This is a genomic window from Thermococcus sp. (assembly GCF_015521605.1).
Lineage (GTDB): Archaea > Methanobacteriota_B > Thermococci > Thermococcales > Thermococcaceae > Thermococcus.
Map to the genome: position 1 here is coordinate 1 of NZ_WANV01000017.1, position 16,495 is coordinate 16,495.

The window sequence follows — 16,495 nt, forward strand, 5'->3', positions numbered from 1 at the left end:
GCCCAGGTCGGCGACGAGTCCCATCGTGAGGTACTTTACATCGAGCTCCTTGACGAGGGAAAGCGCGACCGGCAGTGCAAAGGCCGCTAGGAGGTGTGTGTATTCGGTTGCGTCCGTGATGAGCACCGCCACAGCGTAGGCGGCCACTATGAGCGCGCCGGCCTTCCTGCTCATCCGCCCGACGAGGAAGGCCGCCAGCAGGAGCAGTAGAATTCCCAGTCCGGACGGGAAGTTCATACCGTAGAAGAACGTCTTTTCGAGGCTTGAGTACGCCCCGGCCACGAAGATTCTGAGAGAGGAAGCCAGCAGGACACCGGTTCCAAGCCCGAGCAGGATTCTATCCCTATCTTTGACCCTCATGTCATCACCTAAACCCCAAGTTGTCGGGAGGGCACTTAAACTTTGTTGATGTTTCAACGGTCTGAAGGAAGAAGAGAAGAGAAAGACTCACCGGAGCCTCCTCAGCGCCATCTCGGCGGCTATGCTTATCGGGTCGATGGTCGGGCTCACCGGCGGGGCGTAGGCGGTCTCAAGGTAGACGACGTCCTCAACCGTTGCCCCCTTCTGCGCCAGGGCCGAGAGTGTCATTATCCTGCCCCAGACGCGCTCGCCACCGACTATCTGGGCTCCTATAAGCCCCCTGTCTGACTTCCTGAAGATAACCTTGACGGTTATCGGCTTGCCGCCGGGATAGTATTCGGGCTTGGTCGAGCCCTTGAACCTGCCGACGGCTATCTCAACCCCCTCCTTCTTGGCCCTCTCCTCTGTGATTCCGAAGGTGCCTATCTCGAGGCCGAAGAGCTCCGTTATTGCCGTGTTAAAGACGGGCCTGAATGAAACCTCTTTGCCCGCTATGTGCTCCGCCGCAACTTTCGCCATCCTGACCGCACTCGTCCCGAGCTGGCTGAGAGTTCTCTGCCCGGTAACTGCATCGACCACCTCGGCGCAGTCGCCTATCGCGTAGATGTCCGGGTCGCTCGTCTGGAGGTATTCGTTGACGACTATTCCCCTGTTGACTTCAAGGCCAGCATTTTTAGCGAGATCAACGTTGGCCCTGACGCCGGTGGCGACGAGAACGAGATCTGCAGGCACTTCCTCATCTCCAATTTTGACGGCCTCAACCGGACTGCCGATTATCTCACTTACACCAACGCCGAAGCGGAAGGAAACGCCGTGTTTCTCCATCTCGGTCTGGACAATCTTTGCTAGGTCTTTGTCCAGCATCGTGGGCATGAGCCTGTCCATCAGCTCGACGACAAGAACCTCCATGCCGAGCTTGGCAAATGCTTCAGCCCCTTCGAGGCCTATTAAGCCGGCGCCGATTACGACGGCCTTTTTCGGCTTCCTCTCGGCGATGTAGGATTTAATTCTCCTCACGTCGTCGAGGCTCTTGAGGGTGAAAACTCCTTCGTTCTCGACGCCCCTTATCGGCGGGACGAAGGCCTTCGAGCCGACGGCCAAGACAAGCTTGTCGTAGGGGACTTCGCCTTTATCGGTGATTACGACCTTCCTCTCGCGGTCTATCTCCCTAACCTCCGTGCCGAGCATGAGGTTTATCTTCTGCTTCTCGTAGAACTCGTTCGGGAAGACGATGACATCCTCCGGCTTCTCGATCGTGCCGCTTATCACGTGCGGCAGGGCGCACGGAGAGTACTGCATGGTCTCCTCCTTTCCGATGACAACTATTTCGGCCTTCCTATCGAGCTTGCGCATGAAGAGGGCGAAGTTGCTTCCCGCTGTTCCAGAACCGACGACCACGATTTTCATGGACACCACCGGAGAGAGAAGGGGGAGGAGGTATAAAAAGGTGGCTTTTGTTGAGTTGAACCAACTTCCAAAACTCTGCGGAAAAACCTGGATAAAGGTCAAGTCTCAAAGTCAGCGCATCCACTTCCTCGCTATGACGGCGACGATAAGCGCCATGAAGACCGCTCCGGTCAATGCTTCAAGGGCGCTCAGGGCTTTCAGCCAGCCTGTCGGGTGCATGTCCCCGTAGCCGAGGGTTGTGAAGGTGACGAGGGAGTAGTAGAGGGCGTTGGCAAAGCGAAGGAGGTAATTCGAGCTTTGCGGAAAGCCTTCAATGTAGGCGCTCCAGAGAGTATATGGAACCGCATTGCCAATAATAACAAGCAGGGAAAACAGAAAGAGCCGAACCCAGTTCGTACCATATTCCGAGGGTAGATCCGCTAAGAGCCATTCAATAAAGTTGTGAGTGTGAGCCTTAAGTTTTTCCAACTTAGTCCGTGCGTTCTTTATGCGTGCCCTTCTTTTGGCGCGCATTTCGAGGACAAATGCATAATCCGCAGATTCCCTATCTCCCTCAGACTCGTGGTACTTTCTTAGTATTCCATAAGCAGACTTTTCCCCTCTAGGATCAGTAAATTTAGCGTTATCGAATCGTATACCTCTTATTATGTTTCCTTCAAAATGAAGAATTCCACCGAAGGAAGCATCAGTAAAATCTGCATATCGTTTAAATTCTGCATGCCAAAATGTTACATCTTTTTGAAATTCTGTCCGCACGAAGTCACAGTAATTCCAAAATACCACCTCCCAGAAATATGCCCTATCTAAAAATCTCGCTCCACTAAAATCAGCGTATTTCCTGAATACTGCTCCACCAAAATTTGCAGTTTTCTTGAAGACTGCACCTGAAAAATTCGCATATTTCTCAAAAATTGAAAATCTGAAATCTGAGTTTCCATTAAAGATGGATAATCCAAACAAAAGTTCCAGTTTCGGGAACACAAAACCTCTCGCATCCACAGGCTTTTCAAAAACCAGCCTCTTTATCTTCTGTCCCTCAACCTCAATCTCCTCAACCCTCGGCTTAAACCTCTCCAGAAACTTCCTGTAAAATTCGACGGCCTCTTCCTCGCTCTTGTTCGGTTTATGGAAAATACAGTACTCCCGATCGGCAGTCTCAGGATCGCAGTTCCCAAAGTGCGCCATCTTGCACATGAATGCTCACTAACCTAACTACGCTTCGGAGTTTTTATCCCTTTCGACGACCTCAAGGAACTCGGCTGGAGTTAAAATCAGAAACTCGTGCCCTTTAAGGGAAAACCTCCTCTTCCCGTCCCTCAGCTTCAGCACGTGCCTCTTGTCGAGGCTTATCAGGAAGTCAGCTTTAGCCGAATACACCACATCGAAGAACTTATTGTCATCGGGATCGGGTGAGACCTCAAAGCGCTCAGCCGGCTCAACGAGGACTGACGAAGCCCGAAAAATCCTGTAAACCCAAAGGGCGTAAACCCTGCTCTCAAGGTATTTGAGAACCTTCTCGCTCGTGAGCTTGAAGCGGAGCTCCTCAAGTATCGCCTCCGAAGTGTAGGACAGAACTCTTCTCCCGACAACTAAGTCCATGACCTTTCCAGAACTGCCGAAGGGATTTATGGCGGCCGCTATAACGACGTTCGCATCTAAGACGACCTTGAGTGCTTCCATTCCTCATCCACTTCCTCAAGGAGCTTTTCGATTTCCTTCTCGGATGGGATCCTCCTCTCCCTCGCGAGGAGCTTGTAGGTTTCCCAGAGCTCTTCAGGGGATTCATAATGCATCAGGAAGAACCTCACGGCTTCCTTGATAAGTTCGCTCCGGCTTGAGAACTCACCGCTCTCCACGAGCTCATCAATTTCACGGATTAGGCCCTGAGGAAAACGGACCGAAATCTTCTCCGCAGTGGACATTCCATCACCGTAGGACAATAGTCGGACAAAATATATAAGCGTTTTGAGGAGGAAAGAAAACCTCAAGGCTCCACAACAGTCCCGTTGTGCCTGCCCCTCACGACGTCAAAGAGGTGGTAGGCGTCCTTCTTGCCGACGATGTATGTCCTTATCCTTCCGCGCTGGATGAACTTGGCCGCCAAAGCGTCAACGACGCCGCTTCCGCCGGCCTTGCTCTCGGCCTGCATTGCGATCTCGACGAGCTGGTCGACGGTTATCCTGTCGAGCTTCTTCGCCTCCGGGTTCTTCCTCGGATCGCTGTCATAGACGCCGTCAACGTTCGTTACGACGACCAGAAGGTCAGCCTGCAGGTACTCCGCGAGGAGCGCCGCTACCGCGTCCGTCGTGTGGCCCGGATGAGTTCCGCCCATTATCGGTATCTTCTTGAGCTGGATGACCTCCCAGGCCTTGCGGAAGTCCTGGATTACGAAGGGATAGGCCTTCTCGCCGAGCGCCGCTATGAGGAGCATGGCGTTGGCGCGGGTAATGTGTATGCCGATGTAGTCCTTGAAGGTCTCGTTGGGTGTGAAGGTCTTCGCGGCTCTGATATACTTGCGCGCCACCTTTCCGCCGCCCACCACCACGGCAACCTCGTGATCCTCGCTTATCTTGATGAGCTCGTAAGCCATCTTCCCGATAAAATCAACGTCCGGGTCGTCAGGAACGAGAACCGAACCGCCTATATCGAAGACTATCCTCATGATGACCCTCACGATGCTAATAGGGGCTCCTTTATAACCTTTTTCTTGCCGCGGGGGTGTTAAAAGAAGGTAGGGGAGAGTGAGGAGACTCACCCTATCTGGAAGGCGCTCGTGCGGAGCTCGCCGCGCTCGAAGCGATACGGATCGTACCACTCCCAGTCGAGCGGAACCCTTGAGCGGCCCTTTGAAATCAGCTCAGCCATCGCTTGAGCCACCGCTGGGGCCATCATGAAGCCGTGACCGCTGAAGCCCGCCGCTATGTAGAAGTTGTCGAGGAGCTTTCCGATGGCGGGATTGCTGTCCGGGGTCTTCGCGTAGAAGCCGGCCCACTGGCGGACGATGTGAGCATGGCGGAGCGGGGGCGCTATCATCGTCGCGTAGCGGAGAACGCCCCTGAGGAAGTCGTAAGTAGGCTCGTAGTCGTCGAGGCTCCTGGCTCTGTGCTCTATCCCGGCGCCGCAGATTATTCCGCCGTCCTCTCCGTCCTGGATTATGTAGGCGTCGTTCCAGCTCGGCGGACATACCAGAGGTTCAGCCTGGCCAGGTTCGAGCGGTTCCGTCTTGACGAGCTGGTGCTTGTAGGCGGTTATAGGCACGAGGTCGCGCTTCAAACCGGCCATCTCGTTGATAAGGGGTGCCCAGGCGTTGGCGGCATTGAGGACGGCGTCGACCTTAACGCTCTCGACCTTCCCGTTGCTTCTGTACTTAACCGCCGTTATAACATCCCCCTTGCGCTCGAAGCCGACAACTTCAGTGTGCTCCCTCGCATCAACGCCGAGTTCTTTTGCCCGGAAGAGGTAGGCGAAGAGAGTCTTGAAGGGGTTTGCCTTGCCGTCCTTGGGGTTCCACGCTCCAGCTAAGAAGGGCTCGGTGTTGAGGATCGGCACTATCTCCCTTGCCTCGTCCATATCGATGAGCCTCGTCGGGACGCCGAACTTGTTCTGGAGCGCTATGTTCGCCTTGAACCCCTCGACCTCCTCCTCGCTCGTCGCAAGGAACAGATAGCCGGTCTGTTTGAAGTTTATATCGAAGCCGAGCTCCTCCTCAAGCTTTTCCCAGCGCTCGACCGAGTGCTTCATGAGCCTTATGTTGGCCTCGTCCGTGAACTGGGCGCGGATGCCGGTGGCGCAGCGGAAGGTGGAGCCCGAGCCGAAGTAGCTCTTCTCGAAAAGGATGACCTCCTCTCCCAGCTTCGCCAGCTCGTAGGCGGTGGCGACCCCTATTATCCCGCCGCCAATGATGGCTATTTTACTCATCGGCACCACCCACTATGACCTCTACGCGGACGGGCCGAATCGGGACCCTGGCCTTCGGGAGCGGTATCTCCTCCTGCCTTCTTCCGGTCTTTCTGGCCAGTATGCCAAGGACTATGGGGATGCACGTCCTTCCCTGACAGGGACCCATCCCTATGCGGAGGAGGCGCTTGAGCTCCTCGATGTCCGTGACGCCGGAATCGATGAGCGCCTCAACCTCCTCGACGGTGACGTCGTTACAGCGGCAGACGATTATCTTTCCGTCACTCATTCTCTCACCACCCTAACCGCCCTGACGTCCCACGCGAGCTCAAGCGGCACCTCGACGATTATTATCGGCGTGTCACCCTTCGTCTTCTCCCTCGGGACGACGGTGAGCACCTTGCCTTTTCCTACGGGCTCTCCAATACGGTTGAGGAGAACGACTTCCTCCCCCTTCTCGGGAACCGGGAGGAGCTCGTGGGGCATCGTTATCCTCGCTTTATCCCCGACGTAGTGCACCATGAAGAAGGCCAGTCCGGGGCAGATCTGGACGCAGAGGGAGCAGCCAATGCACTTATCGTAGTCGACTATCGGCAGGTCGTTCGGAGTGGGCATGCTTATCGCTCCGGTGGGGCATATCTCCCTGCAGGGCGCGCAGGGTATCTCCTGCGGACACTCCGGAACGGCAACTGGCCTCTTCCTGAGCCTCTCCTCGCTCGGCAGAGGGATGAACTGTTGGAGCTCCTCCGGGGTGATGTAACCCTTTCTAAGGTACTCCGGAATCTCACTCATTCTCTCACCACCAGCGCCTTCTTTATGCCCTCGAGCACGTGCCTGCCGAAGGGCCCGGAGCGGAACTCCAGGAGGTCTTTCTGGGCCTTCTCCATCTCCCCGAGCCAGCCCTCGTCCGCTATGCCCAGCCTCAGGGCCGCCGCGATGCCCGCTATCTTTCCTTCGAGCATCGCCGTCGTGGCTTCCTCTATTCCGGCCGAGTCACCGGCAACGAATATTCCCCGGACGGTGGTCTCCATCCACTCGTCGCGAACGGCAACGTGACCGCTGAGCTCGCGGACGTACCTTATCTGGCAGCCGGCCTGGTGGAGGAGCTCGATGCTGGGCCTCAGGCCAACCGCGAGGGCTATGACGTCGACCTCAAAGACCTTCTCCGTTCCGGGAATAGGCCTCCAGTTCTCGTCGAGCTGGGCTATTACTGCCCTCTCGACCTTCCCCCTCCCCTCGGCGCGCAGGATTGTGTGTCTCGTGAGTATCGGAACGCCCAAGCGTCTGACCTTGGCGGCGTGGACGAAGTAGCCCCCAACTTTAGGCATGGCCTCGACTATCGCCTTCACCTCGACGCCGGCCTGTATGAGCTGGTACGCCAGGATAAGCCCCACGTTCCCGGCTCCAACGATTAGAACCCTGTCCCCTGGCTTGACGCCGTAGGTGTTCATGAGGGTCTGTATCGCCCCGGCGCCGTAGATTCCGGGTAAATCGTTGTTCTCGAAGGGTATCATCTTCTCCATCGCACCGGTGGCGACTATCACCGCTCTCCCACGGAACTCTATCAGCTCGCGGTTGTTCCTGACGGCCAGGACGAGCTTCTCGTCGCCCTCCTGAAAGATGCCGACGGCTGAGGTTTCGAGGAATATCTCGACCTTCTCCCTCTTCTTGACCTCATCCTCAAGGATTTTTGCTATCTCCACGCCCCTGACTCCCGCGAACTGTTCCCGCTTGCCGAAGAACTTGTGGGTCTGTTTGACGAGCTGGCCGCCGAGCATCGGGTTTTCGTCCAGGAGAACGACGCTCGCCCCGGCATCGGCCGCGTGGATGGCCGCCATCAAACCAGCGGGCCCGCCGCCGATTATCACGATGTCAGCCCTCACGACTTTCGCGTCCCTGAACTCCGGGGGCTTTGCCTCCTTGGGGAGCTTCGCCTTCCCGCGCTGGGGCTCGATCCTCATGCCGTCCTCAACTAGGGTTATGCACGTCCTGACGTTGGGAATTCCGTTCACGACCATCAGACAGGAGGAGCACTTGCCTATTGCGCAGAAGAGACCCCTCGGACGTTTTTCGTTGGCGGAATAGTTGAGAACCCTGATTCCAGAGGCGTGTAAGGCCGTTGCAATGGTTTCCCCTTCGTACGCCTTGATTGGTTGGCCCTTAAAATATATTGTAACCTCCCTGCCGCGCTCAAAACGTAGAACAGGATGCTCAGTTAAGCGCACGGTGTATCACCCATGCACCTATTCGTGCACCCATTTATGAAAATTTTTCAACCCGATGGTGGGCAACCTTTGGTTTCAGGCACTACCAAAGCTTTATATATCGGGCGGCGGATAAGTTAGCTGGCGGCGGGCTAGGCCGGGGGGTTCGGCGTCCCCTGTAACCGGAAACCGTCGATATGCCGGGGCCGAAGCCCGGGGGGCGGTTCCTGAAGCCGTCCCCGGAAGCCGGGGCACAACGGTGATCCCTCGTCCCACGGGGCCGGCGGTGGGAGGGGCGGAGCTGGAGGGCTCCGCTAACTCCCTTTGCCCGCCGAACCCCGCCAGGCCCGGAAGGGAGCAGCGGTAGGCGGGACGTGCGGCGCTCGTGGGGTAGCGGGGGTGAGCGAGCCCCGGTGGAAGGGGACGGTGGAGGGTTCCCACCCCCGGGCGCGCCCGCCGCCACTAAAATTCCGGCAAAAACCTTAATAGGAAACCGCTTCTTTTGCCTTTGAGGTGTCAAAATGGTGAGCCTTGAGGTCGAGCTTTTCGGGATAAGGTTCGAAAACCCCCTCATTCTCGCATCCGGAATCAACGACAAGACTCCGGAGCAGTGGATAAGGGCGCACGAGGAAGGGGCGGGCGGAGTGGTCACCAAATCGATCGGAATCGAGCCGAGGGATGGTTACAACAATCCGACCATCGTAGAGCTCCCCTACGGGCTGATAAATGCAATGGGGTTGCCAAACCCGGGCTGGAAGGGCTTCCTTGAGATGGTTGAAGGTTACACCTTTGATTTTCCGCTGATAGTCTCGATATTCGGTGGAACGCCGGAGGAATTTGCATTTCTCGCTGAAAAGCTGAGTGATGTGGCGGATGCCTTCGAGCTCAATCTCAGCTGTCCGCACGCCAAGGGCTACGGCATGGAGATCGGCCAGAGGCCCGAGAACGTGTATGAAGTCGTCAAGGCCGTCAAAGACGCCACCGATAAGCCCGTGATAGCGAAGCTCACACCCAACACGGATGATATAACAAAGCTCGGCCTTGCGGCTGAGAAGGCTGGAGCGGATGCCGTCTCGGCCATAAACACGCTGAAGGCGATAGCGATAGACGTCTACGCGAGGAGGCCGATACTGAGCAATAGAGTCGGCGGCTACTCCGGGCCGGGGGTTAAGCCCGTGGCATTAAGAGCAGTCTACGACCTCGCGAAGACCCTTGACATCCCTGTCATCGGGATTGGTGGTATAACGACGTGGCAAGATGCGGTCGAGTTCCTCCTCGCCGGAGCTTCAGCTTTGCAGATAGGAACAGCAGTTTCGCTCCGCGGCTGGAAGGTCTTCAGGGAGATAAACGAGGGGATTGAGCGCTATCTTAAGGAGGAGGGCTTTTCGAGCGTGAAAGACATCGTTGGCCTCGCCCTCGAGTGAGCGAAAGGGTTATCTAGTAGGAAGTCCTACTATACTGCGGTGATATACTATGCCACTCACAAAGGTCACGCGCAACTACCAGATAACCATTCCCGCAGAGATAAGGAAGGCCCTTGGCATAAGGGAGGGCGAATATCTGAGCGTGGAGCTGAGGGGGGACGAGATAGTCATTAAAAAAGCCGAAATGGAGTGGCCGAGCCTTGACCTTGGAAGGGACTTTACGCCAGAAGAAATCGAGGAGAACACCAGAAAGGCACTTACGGAGGCTTCTAAATGGGAAGAGTAGCGGTCGTTGATACAAACGTGCTCCTTTACTCTATCAACCGCAGCTCAGGGAGATATGGGGAAGCAAGGAAACTGATAGACTCCCTTGATAAGGTAGTGCTGCCGGCAATCGTTGTTTATGAGCTCGTCTGGAACTTGGCAGCGGCTGGGGTTGCACCCAAGGAAGCAGAGAAAACCCTGACAAAGATTCTTCTAAACGAAAGGGTTAGCCTCATCGATGACAGAAGGTACTTAATTCCAGCCTTTGGCCTCTTCGGAAACCTCGGCTTGAAACACTACAACGACTCCGTGATCCTCGCGATAGCCAAAGATGTCGGTGCCCTCGCGACCTACGACAAAAAGCTTAGAAACCGGGCTGGGAAACTTAACGTCAAACTGCTTCCGGAGGTGGTTGAATGAAGCGCGCGGTCGTTCTCTTCAGCGGCGGGTTGGACTCAACGGCCTGCCTCTACTGGGCCAAGGAGAACTACGACGAGGTGATAATGCTCACCGTCAACTACGGGAGCAACGAGGAAAGGGTTACCAACAGGGTGGCAGAGTTCTTCTCGAAAGAGCTCGACATCCCGCTGAGGATCGTGAGGCTGGACTTCCTCGAAGAGTTCTCAAAGCTCCGCGGGACAACTCTCGTCGGCGGTGAAACGCCAAAGGTCAGCGCGGAGGAGCTGGAGGACATGAACGTTGCTCAGGAGACCGCGAAGAGCGTCTGGGTTCCCGCTCGTAACGTCGTCCTCATAAGCGTCGCCGCCTCGCTCCTCGATGCGCTCGGCGGCGGGGACATAATAGTGGGCTTCAACGCGGAAGAGGGAGCAACCTTCCCGGATAACACGCCGGAGTTCGTCGAGAAAATGAACGAAATGCTGAAGTACGGGACAATGGCCGAAGTAAAAGTCGTTGCCCCCCTCATCGACCTCGACAAGAAGGGCATAGCGAGGCTTCTGAAAGAACTGGACGCCAAGTACGAGTACTCCAGCTCCTGCTATATGCCGAAGGGCTTCACGGAAGATGGAAAGCCGATACACTGCGGCGAGTGCGAGAGCTGCGTCAGGAGACACCGCGGCCTTATGGAGGTACTCGGGGAGGACAGGACGGTCTACGCTGTTGAGCCGAGGATCTGACTCTTCCCCCCGAATTTCCTCCTCCCAGGGTTGCCTTTCAGCCCACCGCAAGATTTATAAATTCGCCCTCTACCCTATCCATTGGGCGTGGGGCGGTAGCTCAGCCTGGGAGAGCGCCGGACTGAAGATCCGGGTGTCGGGGGTTCAAATCCCCCTCGCCCCACCATTTCTCGCGTGCGGTGGTAGTCTAGCCTGGTCTAGGACACCGGCCTTCCAAGCCGGTGACCCGGGTTCAAATCCCGGCCACCGCACCACAACCTGTTCTTGAAGTGCCGTCAAAAGTCACCGCCTCACAGTGCCCATATCTGTCCACTAAACGTTATAAAGGCTGCTGTTTTACTTCGCCTTTAGGTGGTTTACGTTGGAGAACAACGCTCATAAGTTCGAGCTTAACGGCACTTTCGTTCTAATTCCCAAAAAGCCTGATCTGAAGTACCTCTACATCGAAATAACCAATAGGTGTAACCTCCGCTGTGAAATGTGTTTCAAACAGTACTGGGAAGACCCGGAGGGCGACATGGACTGGGAGCTCTTCTTGAAAATACTCGATGACGCGGAGGAGCTTCCCGATCTGGAGATGATATACTTTGGAGGAATCGGGGAACCTACGGTTCACCCGAGGTTCATGGACATGGTGAGGGAAGTCAAAAGGCGCGGTTTCGCCCTTGGAATAAGTACCAACGGATTCCTTCTGACGGACAAGAGGATAAGGGAGCTCGTGGAGCTCGGCGTTGACCTCATGTACTTCTCGGTCGACTCCGTTCCAACCCAGCCGGTCGACATCGGGCACATAAAGCCTGACTACACTGGGTCAAGGATACGGAAGATACAGGAGGTAAAGAAGGAGCTCGGGAAGGACGTGCCCCACATAGGGGTTGAGGTCGTTGTCACAAAGGAGAACTACAACGAGCTGGTTGATGTTGCACACTACGTCGGCTCGCTCGGTGCCGATACACTACTGATATCAAACCTCCTGCCAATAACCAAGGAGCACGCCGAAATGATAGTCTACGACGGTTCTATTGACATGACGCCAATCGTGAACAAGCTCCAGTCAATATACCACGGCTACCTCCACAGGATAGCGGAGTTCTCCCTGAGAACTGAGAGGCACTGCGAGTTCATAGAGAAGAAAGTTGCGGTGATCCGGTGGGACGGGGAAGTAGCACCCTGCTACCGCTTCCTCCACACGTACCCCGAGATAGTCTTCGGCAGGGAAAAGAAGGTTTACGCTTACTCATTCGGCAACGTTCGAGAGAAAAGCCTGGCAGAGATATGGACGAGCAGGGACTACAGCTGGTTCAGGTTTACGGTTCAGAACGCCCTGTACCCAAGCTGCACCGACTGTCCGCTGAACGAATCATGTTCCTTTGTGCAGGATACAGAATCGGACTGCTGGGGCAACAGGCCAAGCTGTGCGGACTGCCTCTGGGCGAGGCGCATAGTGCTCTGCCCGATACCGGAGAAGGGTATGAAAGGATTTTGGTGAATCTAAATTCATATTTTTTAATAATGTTTTTTACATCGACCGCGAACTTTTAAGTTCGAAAATGACCGCATCTACGTTTGTTAAACTAATGTGCTTATCATAACATCAATGTTTCATTTTTTTGCTTTCGTCAAATTTATTAGCATCAATGTACAAAAATGCTTCCGAGAACTGCTGGAGGCATCGAAACATGTTCGCGTATTGGGGAAGGATTTTAAGAGTTAACCTTAGTACGGGCAAGATAAGCGAAGAGAAGTTCGATGAGAACTTCGCCAAGAAGTGGCTGGGAACCAGGGGATTCGGTATCTATTATCTTCTGAAGGAGATGGACGCAACCGTGGACCCATTCAGCCCGGAGAACAAGCTGATATTCGCCACCGGCCCACTGACCGGAACAACCGCCCCTACCGGCGGCAGATACATGGTGATCACCAAGAGCCCGCTGACGGGCTATATAGCGATGGCCAACTCGGGCGGTTTCTTCGGTGCAGAGCTGAAGTTTGCGGGCTGGGACGCCATAGTGGTCGAGGGCAAAGCGGACCACCCGGTTTATCTCTACATCAACGACGACCAGGTCGAGATAAGGGACGCGAGCCACATATGGGGCAAGGTTGTCAGTGAGACGGAGAAGACCCTCAAGGAGGAGGTTGGAGACAGCAAGGTCCACATAGCCTCCATCGGCCCCGCTGGAGAGAACCTTTCAAGGATAGCCGCGGTCATGAACGACGAGCACCGTGCCGCTGGAAGGGGCGGCGTTGGTGCGGTAATGGGAAGCAAGAAGCTCAAGGCCATCGTCGTCCGCGGCCACAAGCGCGTTGAAGTCGCCGACAGGGCAAAGTTTACCAGCGTCGTGAAGGAGAAGATTGAAAAGCTCAAGAACGACCCCGTCGCGGGAGGTGGACTTCCCAAGTTCGGTACCGCCGTTCTCGTCAACATCATCAACCAGAACGGTCTGTACCCAACCAGGAACTTCCAGGACAGCCAGTTTGAGTACGCGGAGGAGCAGAGCGGCGAGGCAATGGCGTCCAAGTACCTGATAAGAAACAAGCCGTGCTACGCCTGTCCGATCGGCTGTGGAAGGGTCAACAAGCTTCCGACCCTCGGAGTTACGGAGGGACCGGAGTACGAGAGCACCTGGGCGCTCGGAGCGCACCTCGGCATAAACGACCTGGCCAGCATCATAGAGGCCAACCACCTCGCGGACGAGTACGGATTCGACACCATAAGCCTGGGCGGAACTCTAGCAACCGCCATGGAACTCTACGAGAAGGGCCTGCTGAAGCAGGAAGACCTCGGGGATGACGCTCCGCCGTTCAGGTGGGGCAACACTGAGGTTCTCCACTACTACATTGAGAAGATGGCTTACAGGAAGGGCTTTGGAGACGTTCTCGCCGAAGGCGGCTACCGGTTGGCCGAGAAGTACAACGGCGTCGAGTACTTCATGGGAGTCAAAAAGCAGGAGCTTCCGGCGTATGACCCGCGTGGAGCTGAGGGACACGGTCTCGGTTACGCCACCAACAACCGCGGTGGCTGTCACATCAAGCAGTACATGATCAGCCCAGAGATACTCGGCTATCCCTACAAGATGGACCCGCACGACATAAGCGACGAGAAGGTCAAGATGGTCATACTCTTCCAGGACCTAACTGCACTCATCGATGCCGCCGGACTCTGTGTCTTCACGACATTCGGTCTCGGTGCCGACGACTACCGCGACATGCTCAACGCGGCCCTAGGCTGGGACCTCTCGACCGAGGAGTACCTCAGGATAGGCGAGCGCATCTGGAACGCCGAGAGGCTCTTCAGCCTCCGTGCCGGACTCGACCCGCTCAAGGAGGACACTCTGCCCAAGAGACTCCTGGAGGAGCCCGTCAGGCAGGGCCCCAACAAGGGTCACGTCGTCAGGCTTGCCGAGATGCTCCCGCGCTACTACCGCTTCCGCGGCTGGACCGAGGACGGAAGGATTCCGGAGGAGAAGCTCAAGGAGCTTGGAATGGAGGAGTTCTGAATCCTCTCTCGTTTTCCTTTATTGTACCGTTTAGTTCTGAAATCCGGCGTGCATCCCGTGTCGTAACGTCCCAAAATATGCTCTTTTGTTTTAGTTTTTCCCGTTCTCAACTTACGATTTGTTGTGTTTAACCTTTACGAATAAATCAAAAAAAATTTCTTCATCAATAGCATATGCAATAATACGTTTTAAAATCGAAAGGTTTATATTGCCAATGCCCAAGATGGTGCTTCGATGACGGGCATAGTGCCCTGATGTGATAATAAATCAGACCGTGAATCGAGGTGTTCAGGAATGAAGGGATGGAAGGCTGTTGTGTTGGCCCTTTTCCTGATAGGCATTATAGCCGGAATGGCAGCCGCAGCACCAACGAAGCCCGTCGTTCGGAATAACGGCATCCAGCAGAAGAACTACGGACTGATGACTCCAGGGCTGTTCAAGAAGGTTCAGGGGATGGACTGGAACCAGCAGGTCAGTACCGTCATAATGTTTGACAGCCCGCGGAGCAGGGACTCCGCCCTCAGGATACTGAAGCTTATGGGCGCTGAAATCAAGTACAGTTACAAGATAATCCCCGCCGTTGCGGTCAAGATGAAGGTCAGGGACCTTCTGCTTATCGCCGGCATGATCGACACCGGCTTCTTCGGCAACACCAAGGTCTCGGGAATAAAGTTCATCCAGGAGGATTATAAGGTCCAGGTTTCAGATGCTACTTCCGTTGCCCAGATAGGGGCTGACACCGTCTGGAACTCCCTCGGTTACGATGGCAGCGGTATCGTTGTTGCGGTTATCGACACCGGTATAGACGCGAGCCACCCCGACCTCCAGGGCAAGGTCGTGGCATGGTACGATGTAGTCAACGGCAAGACCACCCCCTACGATGACAACGGCCATGGAACCCACGTCGCAGGAATCATCGCCGGAACCGGCGCTGTCAACTCACAGTACATCGGCGTCGCCCCCGGAGCGAAGCTCGTTGGCGTCAAGGTTCTCGCCGCAGACGGTTCGGGAAGCATATCCGACATCATAGCCGGCGTCGACTGGGTCGTCCAGAACAGGGACAAGTACGGGATCAAGGTCATCAACCTCTCCCTCGGCTCAAGCCAGAGCTCCGACGGTACCGACTCCCTGAGCCAGGCCGTCAACAACGCCTGGGCGGCTGGCCTCGTCGTCTGTGTCGCCGCCGGAAACAGCGGGCCCAACACCTACACCGTCGGCTCTCCGGCCGCCGCCGACAAGGTCATAACGGTCGGTGCCGTTGACAGCACGGACACCATAGCCAGCTTCTCCAGCCGGGGACCGACCGCCGACGGCAGGCTCAAGCCCGAGGTCGTCGCCCCGGGTGTTGACATCATCGCCCCGAGGGCCAGCGGAACCAGCATGGGCACCCCGATCGACGATTACTACACCAAGGCCTCCGGCACGAGCATGGCCACCCCGCACGTTGCCGGCGCCGCGGCCCTCATACTCCAGGCCCACCCGACATGGACTCCGGACAAGATAAAGACCGCCTTCATCGAGACCGCCGATATAGTGGCCCCGACCGAGATAGCGGACATCGCCTACGGTGCCGGTAGGATAAACGTCTACAAGGCCATAAACTACGACAACTACGCCAAGCTCGTCTTCACCGGTTCGGTCGCCGACAAGGGAAGCGCCACCCACTCCTTCGACGTCAGCGGCGCCACCTTTGTCACGGCCACGCTCTACTGGGACAACAGCGCCAGTGACATCGACCTCTACCTCTACGACCCCAACGGCAACCAGGTGGACTACTCATACACCCAGTACTACGGCTTCGAGAAGGTCGGCTACTACAACCCGACTGCCGGAACCTGGACGGTCAAGGTCGTCAGCTACAGCGGTGCGGCAAACTACCAGGTCGACGTCGTCAGTGACGGCACCCTCAGCCAGTCGAGCGGAACCACCCCCGCCCCGAGCCCAAGCCCGACTCCGACCACCGACAGCCAGACCTTCACCGGCTATGTCCATGACTGGTACGACACCAGCGACAGCTTCACCATGACCGTCAACAGCGGCGCCACCAAGATAACCGGAGACCTGACCTTCGACACCAGCCTCCACGACCTCGACCTCTACCTCTACGACCCCAACGGTAACATCGTGGACCGCTCCACAACGAGCAACAGCTACGAGCACGTCGAATACCTCAACCCGGCACCGGGAACCTGGAAGTTCCTCGTCTACGCCTACAGCACATACGGCTGGGCCAGCTACCAGCTCGATGTCGTTGTCTACTACGGCTGAAGGTTTTTAACATCCTTTTCTTTTCTCTTTGAGGTGGT

General features: G+C 56.1%; 16 protein-coding genes, 2 tRNA genes, 1 other RNA gene and 1 pseudogene. 10 read left to right on the top strand and 10 right to left on the bottom strand.

Annotation, left to right across the window (positions count from 1 at the left end; translation table 11 throughout):
- The 10 genes and pseudogenes from F7C11_RS02895 to F7C11_RS02940 form a co-directional block, all read right to left on the bottom strand.
- Positions 1–360 (bottom strand): annotated as a pseudogene (locus F7C11_RS02895) (metal-dependent hydrolase); the annotation flags it as partial.
- Positions 361–447: 87 nt separating this feature from the next.
- Entirely contained in the window at positions 448–1,767 is a 1,320-nt protein-coding gene (locus F7C11_RS02900) for an NAD(P)/FAD-dependent oxidoreductase (RefSeq protein WP_297090930.1), read from the bottom strand.
- 111 nt (positions 1,768–1,878) lie between these two features.
- Entirely contained in the window at positions 1,879–2,961 is a 1,083-nt protein-coding gene (locus F7C11_RS02905; RefSeq protein ID WP_297090785.1) for a pentapeptide repeat-containing protein, read from the bottom strand.
- A gap of 18 nt (positions 2,962–2,979) precedes the next feature.
- Positions 2,980–3,447, bottom strand: coding sequence for a putative toxin-antitoxin system toxin component, PIN family (locus F7C11_RS02910; protein WP_297090786.1), 468 nt, complete (start codon positions 3,445–3,447; stop codon positions 2,980–2,982).
- A complete protein-coding gene (locus F7C11_RS02915) occupies positions 3,423–3,689 on the bottom strand; it encodes a ribbon-helix-helix domain-containing protein (RefSeq protein ID WP_297090788.1) in 267 nt (88 codons plus the stop codon). The genes F7C11_RS02910 and F7C11_RS02915 overlap by 25 nt, the downstream gene beginning before the upstream one ends.
- A gap of 62 nt (positions 3,690–3,751) precedes the next feature.
- Positions 3,752–4,429, bottom strand: coding sequence for a UMP kinase (gene pyrH, locus F7C11_RS02920; RefSeq protein ID WP_297090931.1), 678 nt, complete (start codon positions 4,427–4,429; stop codon positions 3,752–3,754).
- Positions 4,430–4,518: 89 nt separating this feature from the next.
- Positions 4,519–5,685 carry an FAD-binding oxidoreductase gene (locus F7C11_RS02925; RefSeq protein WP_297090933.1) on the bottom strand — a complete coding sequence of 389 codons (1,167 nt, stop codon included), beginning with the start codon at positions 5,683–5,685 and terminating at the stop codon, positions 4,519–4,521.
- The gene (locus F7C11_RS02930; protein WP_297090790.1) at positions 5,678–5,953 is read right to left on the bottom strand and encodes a (2Fe-2S)-binding protein; all 276 of its coding nucleotides are present in this window, start codon (positions 5,951–5,953) and stop codon (positions 5,678–5,680) included. Before F7C11_RS02930 ends, F7C11_RS02925 begins: the two co-directional genes overlap by 8 nt.
- Entirely contained in the window at positions 5,950–6,456 is a 507-nt protein-coding gene (locus F7C11_RS02935; RefSeq protein WP_297090792.1) for a 4Fe-4S dicluster domain-containing protein, read from the bottom strand. The genes F7C11_RS02930 and F7C11_RS02935 overlap by 4 nt, the downstream gene beginning before the upstream one ends.
- The gene (locus tag F7C11_RS02940; RefSeq protein ID WP_297090795.1) at positions 6,453–7,889 is read right to left on the bottom strand and encodes an FAD-dependent oxidoreductase; all 1,437 of its coding nucleotides are present in this window, start codon (positions 7,887–7,889) and stop codon (positions 6,453–6,455) included. Before F7C11_RS02940 ends, F7C11_RS02935 begins: the two co-directional genes overlap by 4 nt.
- Before the next feature lie 124 nt (positions 7,890–8,013).
- Here F7C11_RS02940 and ffs point away from each other — a divergent pair.
- The 10 genes from ffs (at position 8,014) to F7C11_RS02990 (ending at position 16,457) form a co-directional block, all read left to right on the top strand.
- Positions 8,014–8,327, top strand: an RNA gene (gene ffs / locus F7C11_RS02945) — signal recognition particle sRNA.
- A gap of 65 nt (positions 8,328–8,392) precedes the next feature.
- Positions 8,393–9,292, top strand: coding sequence for a dihydroorotate dehydrogenase (locus F7C11_RS02950; RefSeq protein WP_297090935.1), 900 nt, complete (start codon positions 8,393–8,395; stop codon positions 9,290–9,292).
- A gap of 49 nt (positions 9,293–9,341) precedes the next feature.
- Positions 9,342–9,578 carry an AbrB/MazE/SpoVT family DNA-binding domain-containing protein gene (locus F7C11_RS02955; RefSeq protein WP_297090797.1) on the top strand — a complete coding sequence of 79 codons (237 nt, stop codon included), beginning with the start codon at positions 9,342–9,344 and terminating at the stop codon, positions 9,576–9,578.
- A complete protein-coding gene (locus F7C11_RS02960) occupies positions 9,566–9,976 on the top strand; it encodes a PIN domain-containing protein (protein ID WP_297090799.1) in 411 nt (136 codons plus the stop codon). The genes F7C11_RS02955 and F7C11_RS02960 overlap by 13 nt, the downstream gene beginning before the upstream one ends.
- Complete coding sequence (gene queC, locus F7C11_RS02965; protein WP_297090801.1) at positions 9,973–10,692, top strand: 7-cyano-7-deazaguanine synthase QueC; 720 nt, start codon at positions 9,973–9,975, stop codon at positions 10,690–10,692. The genes F7C11_RS02960 and queC overlap by 4 nt, the downstream gene beginning before the upstream one ends.
- 89 nt (positions 10,693–10,781) lie before the next feature.
- Positions 10,782–10,858, top strand: a tRNA-Phe gene (locus F7C11_RS02970).
- 10 nt (positions 10,859–10,868) lie between these two features.
- Positions 10,869–10,946: transfer RNA gene (locus F7C11_RS02975), tRNA-Gly, on the top strand.
- A 107-nt stretch (positions 10,947–11,053) separates the two neighbouring features.
- Positions 11,054–12,181 (top strand): tungsten cofactor oxidoreductase radical SAM maturase, encoded by a 1,128-nt coding sequence (locus tag F7C11_RS02980; protein WP_297090803.1) that lies wholly within the window; start codon positions 11,054–11,056, stop codon positions 12,179–12,181.
- Positions 12,182–12,371: 190 nt separating this feature from the next.
- Entirely contained in the window at positions 12,372–14,189 is a 1,818-nt protein-coding gene (locus F7C11_RS02985; RefSeq protein WP_297090804.1) for an aldehyde ferredoxin oxidoreductase family protein, read from the top strand.
- Between the two features lie 294 nt (positions 14,190–14,483).
- Entirely contained in the window at positions 14,484–16,457 is a 1,974-nt protein-coding gene (locus F7C11_RS02990; RefSeq protein WP_297090806.1) for a S8 family serine peptidase, read from the top strand.
- Positions 16,458–16,495 lie beyond the last annotated feature (38 nt).

Excerpts from the sequence above, each read along its gene's own strand:
- F7C11_RS02900 (WP_297090930.1), bottom strand. The coding sequence starts at position 1,767 with ATGAAAATCGTGGTCGTCGGTTCTGGAACAGCGGGAAGCAACTTCGCC.
- F7C11_RS02905 (WP_297090785.1), bottom strand. The coding sequence starts at position 2,961 with ATGTGCAAGATGGCGCACTTTGGGAACTGCGATCCTGAGACTGCCGAT.
- F7C11_RS02910 (WP_297090786.1), bottom strand. The coding sequence starts at position 3,447 with ATGGAAGCACTCAAGGTCGTCTTAGATGCGAACGTCGTTATAGCGGCC.
- F7C11_RS02915 (WP_297090788.1), bottom strand. The coding sequence starts at position 3,689 with ATGTCCACTGCGGAGAAGATTTCGGTCCGTTTTCCTCAGGGCCTAATC.
- pyrH (WP_297090931.1), bottom strand. The coding sequence starts at position 4,429 with ATGAGGATAGTCTTCGATATAGGCGGTTCGGTTCTCGTTCCTGACGAC.
- F7C11_RS02925 (WP_297090933.1), bottom strand. The coding sequence starts at position 5,685 with ATGAGTAAAATAGCCATCATTGGCGGCGGGATAATAGGGGTCGCCACC.
- F7C11_RS02930 (WP_297090790.1), bottom strand. The coding sequence starts at position 5,953 with ATGAGTGACGGAAAGATAATCGTCTGCCGCTGTAACGACGTCACCGTC.
- F7C11_RS02935 (WP_297090792.1), bottom strand. The coding sequence starts at position 6,456 with ATGAGTGAGATTCCGGAGTACCTTAGAAAGGGTTACATCACCCCGGAG.
- F7C11_RS02955 (WP_297090797.1), top strand. The coding sequence starts at position 9,342 with ATGCCACTCACAAAGGTCACGCGCAACTACCAGATAACCATTCCCGCA.
- F7C11_RS02960 (WP_297090799.1), top strand. The coding sequence starts at position 9,566 with ATGGGAAGAGTAGCGGTCGTTGATACAAACGTGCTCCTTTACTCTATC.
- queC (WP_297090801.1), top strand. The coding sequence starts at position 9,973 with ATGAAGCGCGCGGTCGTTCTCTTCAGCGGCGGGTTGGACTCAACGGCC.
- F7C11_RS02985 (WP_297090804.1), top strand. The coding sequence starts at position 12,372 with ATGTTCGCGTATTGGGGAAGGATTTTAAGAGTTAACCTTAGTACGGGC.
- F7C11_RS02990 (WP_297090806.1), top strand. The coding sequence starts at position 14,484 with ATGAAGGGATGGAAGGCTGTTGTGTTGGCCCTTTTCCTGATAGGCATT.